This is a genomic window from Hydrogenophaga sp. 70-12 (genome assembly GCF_001897365.1).
Lineage (GTDB): Bacteria > Pseudomonadota > Gammaproteobacteria > Burkholderiales > Burkholderiaceae_C > Hydrogenophaga > Hydrogenophaga borbori.
Window position 1 is genome coordinate 1 of record NZ_MKSS01000396.1, and the last position, 5547, is coordinate 5547.

General features: G+C 72.8%; 8 protein-coding genes. 7 read left to right on the forward strand and 1 reads right to left on the reverse strand.

What is annotated here, in order from left to right; genetic code table 11:
* The 5 genes from BGO22_RS20220 to BGO22_RS20240 form a co-directional block, all read left to right on the forward strand.
* A partial coding sequence (locus tag BGO22_RS20220) for a methyl-accepting chemotaxis protein (protein WP_286852291.1) occupies positions 1–928 on the forward strand: 928 nt, incomplete at its 5' end.
* A gap of 248 nt (positions 929–1176) precedes the next feature.
* Positions 1177–1590: a DUF2306 domain-containing protein gene (locus BGO22_RS20225; protein ID WP_070400586.1), complete on the forward strand. Its 414-nt coding sequence runs from the start codon at positions 1177–1179 to the stop codon at positions 1588–1590.
* A gap of 36 nt (positions 1591–1626) precedes the next feature.
* Entirely contained in the window at positions 1627–1920 is a 294-nt protein-coding gene (locus BGO22_RS20230; protein WP_070400587.1) for a 2TM domain-containing protein, read from the forward strand.
* A 24-nt stretch (positions 1921–1944) separates the two neighbouring features.
* Positions 1945–2982, forward strand: a complete 1038-nt coding sequence (locus BGO22_RS20235) for a sensor histidine kinase (RefSeq protein WP_070400588.1) — start codon at positions 1945–1947, stop codon at positions 2980–2982.
* Complete coding sequence (locus tag BGO22_RS20240) at positions 2979–3758, forward strand: LytR/AlgR family response regulator transcription factor (protein ID WP_070400589.1); 780 nt, start codon at positions 2979–2981, stop codon at positions 3756–3758. Before BGO22_RS20235 ends, BGO22_RS20240 begins: the two co-directional genes overlap by 4 nt.
* Positions 3759–3782: 24 nt before the next feature.
* Here the strand turns inward: BGO22_RS20240 and BGO22_RS20245 are convergent, their stop codons facing one another.
* Positions 3783–4202 carry a hypothetical protein gene (locus BGO22_RS20245; RefSeq protein WP_139147106.1) on the reverse strand — a complete coding sequence of 140 codons (420 nt, stop codon included), beginning with the start codon at positions 4200–4202 and terminating at the stop codon, positions 3783–3785.
* Between the two features lie 100 nt (positions 4203–4302).
* Here BGO22_RS20245 and BGO22_RS20250 point away from each other — a divergent pair, with 100 nt between their 5' ends.
* Positions 4303–4926: a DUF924 family protein gene (locus BGO22_RS20250; RefSeq protein ID WP_070400590.1), complete on the forward strand. Its 624-nt coding sequence runs from the start codon at positions 4303–4305 to the stop codon at positions 4924–4926.
* A gap of 91 nt (positions 4927–5017) precedes the next feature.
* A partial coding sequence (locus BGO22_RS20255; RefSeq protein WP_502686487.1) for a choice-of-anchor I domain-containing protein occupies positions 5018–5547 on the forward strand: 530 nt, incomplete at its 3' end.

Consider the following 5547-nt stretch of genomic DNA (forward strand, 5'->3'; position numbering starts at 1 on the left):
GACCGTGCAGCCGCTGGCGCAGGCCGTTCGCTTCGCCAACACCATGGCCGCGGGCGACCTCACCTCGCGCCTGGCCCTGCGCGGCCCGGCCGAGTTCGGCGACCTCGCCGTGGCGCTGAACCAGCTCAACGTGAACCTGCAGGCGGTGGTGGCCGACGTGCGCCACGAAATCGAGGGCGTGCAGGTCGCCAGCCACCAGATCTCCAGCGGCAACCACGACCTGTCCTCTCGCACCGAGGCGCAGGCCGGCAACCTGCAGCAGACGGCCGCATCCATGGAACAGATGAACAGCACCGTGGCCCAGAGCGCCAGCACCGCGCAGGAGGCGGCCCAGCTCGCGCAGCGCGCGGCCGCGGTGGCGCGCGAAGGCAACAGCGCCATGTCGCAGGTGGTCACCACCATGGGCGAGATCAGCCGCGGCTCGGCGCGCATCGGCGAGATCATCCAGGTCATCGACGGCATCTCGTTCCAGACCAACATCCTGGCGCTCAACGCGGCGGTGGAGGCCGCGCGCGCTGGCGAACAGGGCCGCGGCTTCGCCGTGGTGGCCGGCGAGGTGCGCCACCTCGCGCAGCGCACGCTGGACGCGGCCAAGGAAATCAAGGCCCTGATCGAGGACTCGGCCGACCAGGTGCGCCGCGGCAGCGAACTGGTGCACGGCACCGGCCAGACCATGACCCAGGTGGTGGGCGCGGTGGAGCAGGTCAACGCGCTCATCGGCGACATCACGCACGCCACGCGCGAGCAATCCAGCGGCATCGCGCAGATCAACCAAGCCGTGGGCCAGCTCGACTCGGTGACGCAGCAGAACGCCGCCATGGTGGAGCAGCTCGCCGCGGCCGCGAGTTCGCTGCAGTCGCAGGCGGAGGTCATGCACCAGGCGGTGCAGGTGTTTCGCCTGCAGCCGCGCGGCAGCGCCGCGGACTGAGGGCCGGGCGGCCGGCGCCCCCCACTCGCCCCGCCCTTCTCGCCCCGCCCTTCTCGACCCGGCCTTCCCGACCCGGCCTCGCGCGCGAGCCTCTTGCGCTGACCGCCTCGCGCGGGCTCCCTCGCGCGGGCATTTCGCGCCGCTGCGGCGGCGTTTCACGGCGCACCCGCGCCGTTTCGTCTCAGCCCCGTGGCGCACGCGGGGCCGGCGGCCGACAGTGCGGTCTCCCCCGCCCACCGGAGACCGCCATGCAGCTCACCCCCGTCATCGCCATCCACCTCAGCGCCGCGCTCGCGGCCCTGGCCATCGGGCCGGTGGCGCTGTGGGCGCGCCGCGCCGGCCACCCGCGCGCGGTGCTGCACCGCGCGGCCGGCTACGCCTGGGTCACGCTGATGCTCATGGTCGCCATCACCGCCGTGTTCATCCGCGATTTCCGCCTGCCCAACCTCGCCGGCTACACGCCCATCCACCTGCTGGTGCCCATCACCCTGGGCACGCTGGCCCTGGCCTTCTGGCACCTGCGGCACGGACGCATCCGCTCGCACCGGCTGACCATGATCGCGCTGTACCTCAGCGCCTGCATCGTCACCGGCGCCCTCACGCTGCTGCCCAGCCGCTACCTGGGCCAACTGGTCTGGGGCCAGTGGCTGGGGCTGCTATGACCTTCACCCATCCCCCCACCCACCGGAGAACCCGCCATGAACACCCTCTCGATTGACAAGGACCTCGAACGCACCGCGCGCCGGCGCGTGGCCGCCCGCATGGGCTGGACCCTGCACGCCCTGGTGTTTCTCGCCGTCAACGCCGGCCTGGTCTACCTCTCGCTGCGCAGCGGGCGCGATTGGGCTGTCTACCCCGCCCTGGGCTGGGGCCTGGGCCTGCTGATCCACGGCCTGGCCGTGTGGGTGCGCCTGGGCGGCGGCGGCCTGTACGAGCACTGGATGGACCGGGAACGCGAGCGCCTGCAACGCGACCGCGGCCAGCGCCCCTGAGCGGGGGCCCGGCATACTGCGCCCATGGCCGCTTTCAACCCCCGCACCGTGGCGCGCCACGTATTGATCGCCGCGGTGTTCAACACCGTGCTGGCACTGGCGATCAGCGCCATCAAGGGCGACCACTTCGCCCCCACCCTGCTGTACTCGCAGCTCATCGGCCTGTGCATCTGGGCCGGCATCGACGGCGGGCGCTACCTGCTCTCGCCCCAAGGCTGGCCCGGCGTTCGGCCGATGGCGGTGCTGGTGGTGGTGGCCGTGTTCGCGGGCTACGCGCTGGGCCTGACGCTGGGCAACCTCTTGCTCGGCCGGCCCTTGCTGGCCAGCGCGAACAACCTGCCAGGCGCCACCGTCGGCTTCCTGCTCATGTCGCTGGCCCTCGGCGCCTTCGGCGCCTACTACTTCAGCAGCCGCGAGATGCTGGCCATGGCCCGACTGGCGCAGGAGGAGGCCCAGCGCCAGGCCAGCGAGGCGCGGCTGCGCCTGCTGGAGTCGCAGCTGGAGCCGCACATGCTGTTCAACACCCTGGCCAACCTGCGCGCCCTCATCGCCACCGACCCGCCGCGCGCCATCGACATGCTGGACCGGCTCAACCACTTCCTGCGCGCCACGCTTGCGGCCTCGCGCAGCGACGCGCGCGGCGGCCAGCACACCCTGAGCGACGAGTTCGCCCGGCTGGACGACTACCTCAGCCTCATGAGCATGCGCATGGGCCCGCGCCTGCGCGTGCGCCTGGAGCTGCCCAAGACCCTGGCGCCGCTGCCCGTGCCGGCGCTGCTGCTGCAGCCGCTGGTGGAGAACGCCATCCGCCACGGCCTGGAGCCCAGCGCGCGCGGCGGCGAGCTGCGCGTGGCCGCGCAACGCGAGGGCAGCACCCTGTGCCTGAGCGTGAGCGACGACGGCGTGGGCAGCGAGGCCCCGGCGCGCGAGGGCTTCGGCCTCACGCAGGTGCGCGAGCGCCTGCAGGCCCTGCACGGCGCGGCCGCGCGCCTGGAGTGGCACAGCGCACCCGGCCAGGGCACGCAGGCGCGGCTGCTCCTTCCCCTGCCCGACACCCCATGAACGCCACCGCCCTCATCGCCGAAGACGAGCCCCTGCTCGCGCAAGCCCTGCAAGCCGAATTGGCGCGCGCCTGGCCGGGGCTGCGGGTGCTCGCCAGCGTGGGCGACGGCCAAAGCGCCGTGCAGCAGGCCCTGGCGCTGCGCCCCGACGTGCTGTTCCTGGACATCCGCATGCCTGCCCTGAGCGGCCTGGACGCCGCCGCCACCCTGGCCGACGACTGGCCCGCCGAGCAGCCGCTGCCCGCGCTGGTGTTCGTGACCGCGCACGACGAGTTCGCGGTGCAGGCGTTCGAGGCCCAGGCCCTGGACTACCTGCTCAAGCCCGTGCAGGCCGAGCGGCTGCAGCGCACCGTGGCGCGCGTGCAGGCCGCACTGCGCGCGCGCGGCGCCAGCGCCGCGCCCGACTGGACCGGGCTGCGCGCGCTGCTCGGCGGTGCGCCCTCGTCCGCGCCGCGCCTGCGCCACCTCATGGCCAGCGTGGGCGCGGCGGTGCAGCGGGTCGCCATCGACGAGGTGCTGGCCTTCGAAGCGGCCGACAAGTACGTGCGGGTGCTCACGGGCGGGCGGGAGTTCCTGATCCGCACGCCGCTGAAGGAACTGCTGCCGCAGCTCGACCCCGAGGTGTTCTGGCAAATCCACCGCGGCACTGTGGTGCGGGTGGACGCCATCGATCGCGTGACCCGCGACGAGGCGGGCAAGTGGCGGCTGACGCTGCGCGGCCTGGACGAGGCCTTCGTGGTCAGCCGCCTCTACGCCGACCGCTTCCGCGCGATGTGAAGCGGTGGCGGGGCGGGACGCGCCTCAGTCGTCCCAGCCGCCGCGGCGGCCGTCGCGGTAGCCGTGCTGGTAGCCGCGCTGGTAGCCGTGCTTGCGCCAGTGCTTGGGCGGGCGGTCGTGGCGCCACTGCGGGGGATAGGCGTACACCGGGTAGGACTGCACCACCACCGGTCGCGGGTGAACGATCACGGGGCGCGGGTAGACCACCACCGGCCGGGGGTCGTACACCGGATAGCCGTAGGACGGGTAGCCATAGACCACGGGGGGCGCGTTGGACACCCCCACACTCACGCCGGGTGAGTTGACGCCGATGGACCAGTAAACGTTGTCGCGGGCCTGGGCCTGCGTGGCGGTGCCCGACAGGGCCCAGGCGCCAGCGGCCAGCGTGAGCAGGACCAGGCCGCGCGTGGCGCGGTGGCGGGGGCTGAGAGACACGGTATTCATGGGGAGACTCCGGAGCGACGGCGGTTTGCCGCCTTGGAATTACAGACAATCCCGGGACCGGGCGCACCCTACGTGCGGTCAAAGCTGTAGCAAGGCGTAAATGGCGAACGATCTTTACATTCCCCCCGAGGCGCAGGCCCTGCTCGACCACTGGTGCGGCGACGGCCTGGCCCGCGGCTGGCCCAGCGAGTCGCGCGACCAGCTCTGGTTCGGGTTCGACCCCGAGCAGGACGAGGCACTGCGGCGCCACTACGGCGCCCTGGTGGAGCAGGCCCTGGCCGGCGGCCTGGCCGACTGGGCCGCCACGCCGCTGGGCCGCCTGGCCCTGGTGCTGCTCCTGGACCAGCTGACGCGCAACCTGTTCCGGCGCCAGGCGCGCGCCTTCGCCGGCGACCCGCGCGCCCAGGCCCTCACGATGGAGGCCATCGCCGCGGGAGAAGACGAAGGCCTGCCCGTGGTGGCCCGGGTGTTTCTCTACATGCCGCTGCTGCACGCCGAGTCGCTGGAGCTGCAGGACGAGGCCGTGCGCCGCTTCGAGCGCCTGCGCGAACAGGCGCCGGCCTTCTGCCACGCAGAACTGGACGACAACCTGCGCTACGCGCGGCTGCACCGCGACATCGTGGCGCGCTTCGGGCGGTTTCCGCACCGCAACGAGGCCCTGGGCCGCGACAGCACCGCCGAAGAACGGGCGTTTCTGACGGACGGTCCGCGCTTCGGGCAGTAGGCGTCACGCCGGCGCCACCGACACGACACGCGGACGTCATGTCCGCTGCCTACAACCTCGTGCTTTGTTCTGACTTGCACGAGGAGATTCGATGACACGCGCCAATCGCCGGCCCGCCCCGAGCCGTTTCGCCGCCGCCCTGATCGCCACCGCCGCGCTCGCGGCCTGCGGAGGCGGTGGCGATGGACAGCCCAGCGGCCCGGCGTCGCAGCCCCTGAGCGTCCAGCTTGAGAAGATCGGCGGCTACGCCACCGGCCAGTTCGGCGTGTCAGCGGCGGAGATTCCCGCCTACGACGCGGCCAGCCGGCGCCTGTTCGTGGTGAACGCCCAGGCCGGCAAGGTGGACGTGCTGGACCTGCGCGTGCCCGCCCAGCCGGTGAAGGTCGGCGAGATCGACGCCGCCACCTCGCTCGCGCTGCCGGGCGCCGAAATCAACAGCGTGGCCGTGCACGACGGCCTGGTGGCCGTGGCCGTGCAGGCCGCCACCAAGACCGACCCGGGCCGCGTGGCCCTGTACCGCGCCAGCGACCTTGTCCTGCTCGGCTCGGCCACCGTGGGCGCGCAGCCCGACATGATCAGCTTCACGCCCGATGGCAAGACCGTGCTGCTGGCCAACGAAGG